At 44.8% G+C, this 861-nt stretch carries 1 pseudogene; it reads right to left on the bottom strand.

Annotation, left to right across the window (positions count from 1 at the left end):
• Positions 1 to 645: 645 nt before the first annotated feature.
• A pseudogene (locus MTBBW1_RS29310) lies at positions 646 to 861 on the bottom strand (IS66 family transposase); the annotation flags it as partial.

Here is an 861-nt window from a genome sequence, read left to right as displayed (position 1 = left end):
GTAAATATTCGGTTCAACTTTTAATACTCTATTCCTTCAACGCACTAAAAGTCTATCCTTTTTCGTAAACAAGTGCAAATTCTTTATTTTAACATGGAAAACCTGGGCCTCAGGGTCAGATTTTTTAATTTTTGACCTTGATCTCATTTGACAAACGGACTCATCTGTTGAATTTACGAAATCGTTGAACAAAAAGCAAGCCCGTACAACGATCTGTAGCGCATTCGTAATTATGATGACGAAACTTCAGGAAAACAGGTTGGCAGGAAGTCAGTATCATTATAATAAGCTGAATCAACGGGGGCAGGCATTGGCCTGATAAAGTGAGCAGATGCAGACGCAACTGTGGTGGTTGATCGATAAGGATGGAGCACCATGTGGATCAATAGCAGGGGTGAATATATTTTTTTGTAAGGGGAGTTGAGCATGGGGTGGGTGGATGCCGTATGATCTGAATGATCAGAGGCTTTTTGCACATGGGCAGAAATGCAAATCGGTAAGATTCTTGCCATCAGGCTTGAGACACTGACATGTCCGGCATAGCTCTTCGCAAATGAAGAACCGCTTCCATTCAGGAATTCGTTTGGGGAGGGATAGAATCTGCTCAACGTGCCCGGAGGAAAAACTCCCAGCCGCAGTTGCAGATCATGAGCTGTCAAACTCAGGTGGCTCGGAAAGCCTCTCTCGACGTGCATCATCCATTGCCCAGGGAAGAAATGGAGATAAATCTTCCGGTGGCTTGCCGTTGTTTTCCGCACAGGCTGTTAGATACGATCTTACCCAGTGACGGCAATTGATACCCCATAACAGCAGGGTCTGGAAAATGGAATACATAAAGGCTGCCATCCGGGCACTCAATAT

Origin of the sequence: Desulfamplus magnetovallimortis, from assembly GCF_900170035.1 — a bacterium.
Lineage (GTDB): Bacteria > Desulfobacterota > Desulfobacteria > Desulfobacterales > Desulfobacteraceae > Desulfamplus > Desulfamplus magnetovallimortis.
The sequence above is the reverse complement of the archived record's forward strand: the minus strand, read 5'-3'. Positions and strand labels throughout refer to the sequence as shown.